The organism is Streptomyces sp. NPDC059454 (assembly GCF_042749965.1).
In the GTDB taxonomy this organism is placed as follows: Bacteria; Actinomycetota; Actinomycetes; order Streptomycetales; family Streptomycetaceae; genus Streptomyces.
Window position 1 is genome coordinate 1 of sequence record NZ_JBHYVC010000136.1, and the last position, 1,369, is coordinate 1,369.

Sequence of the window (1,369 nt, forward strand, 5' to 3'; positions counted from 1 at the left end):
GAGTCGCTGACGGGGGAGCGGCTGGCAGGGGTGCTGCGTCCGAAGGTGGACGCGGCCTGGCATCTGCACGAGGCGACCAAGGACCTCGACCTCACCGCCTTCGTGCTCTTCTCCTCCATGTCGGGCATCCTCGGCGGCCCCGGCCAGGCCAACTACGCTGCGGGCAACACGTTCCTCGACGCCCTGGCCCGGCACCGCCGCTCGCTCGGCCTGCCTGCCGCGTCCCTCGCGTGGGGCCCGTGGACCCAGGACGCCGGCATGATCGGCACCCTCTCCGACACCGACGTACACCGCATCGCCCGCGCCGGCATGCCGGAACTCACCCCCGAGCAGGGCGCGGCCCTCTTCGACGCGGCACTCGACACTGGTGAACCCCTCGTCCTGCCCGTGCGTCTCGACCTCCCCGCCCTGCGGGAACAGGGCGACATTCACCCCATGCTCCGTGGTCTGATCCGGGTGCGGGCGCGGCGGTCGGTTGCCGGTGGTTCGGTGGCGACGGCGGGTCTGGTGCAGCGGTTGGAGGGTCTGGGCCGGGACGAGCGGCGTGAGGTGCTGCTGGACCTGGTGCGTGGTCAGATCGCGGTGGTGCTGGGTCATGCGGGTGTGCAGACGGTGGATCCGGGGCGTGCGTTCCAGGATCTGGGTTTCGACTCGCTGACGGCGGTGGAGCTGCGGAACCGGCTGGGCAAGGCGACGGGGCTGCGGTTGCCGGCGACGGTGGTGTTCGACTATCCGTCGGCGAACGCCCTGGTGGGTTATCTGTTGGACGAGTTGTTCGGTGTGGTGGAGCCGGCCGCGGTGGTGCCGGTGGGGTCGTTGCCGTCGGTGGCGGACGACCCGGTCGTGATCGTGGGGATGGCGTGCCGTTATCCGGGGGGTGTGTCCTCCCCTGAGGATCTGTGGCGGCTGGTGTCCGACGGCGTCGACGCCGTGTCCGAGTTCCCCGTCAACCGCGGATGGGATGCCGACGCCCTCTACAACCCCGACCGGGAGGCCTCGGGCACCAGCTACACCAAGGCCGGCGGCTTCCTGCACGACGCGGGTGCCTTCGACGCGGATTTCTTCGGCATGAGCCCGCGGGAGGCGGTGGCGACGGACGCGCAGCAGCGTCTGCTGCTGGAGACGACGTGGGAGGCGATCGAGCGGGCCGGGATGGACCCGGTGTCGCTGCGGGGCAGCCGGACCGGCGTCTTCGCCGGCGTCATGTACAACGACTACGGCAACATGCTCACCGACGAGCAGTACGAAGGCTTCCGCAGCAACGGCAGCGCCCCCAGCATCGCTTCCGGCCGTGTGTCGTACACGTTCGGGTTCGAGGGTCCGGCGGTGACGGTGGACACGGCGTGTTCGTCGTCGCTGGTGGCGTTGC

Annotated in this window: 1 protein-coding gene; it reads left to right on the top strand. The window is 70.5% G+C overall.

Annotated elements, in window-relative coordinates; genetic code table 11:
- Positions 1 to 1,369: beta-ketoacyl synthase N-terminal-like domain-containing protein (locus tag ACFXAE_RS36135; protein ID WP_384723960.1), on the top strand; the 1,369-nt coding region annotated here is incomplete at both ends.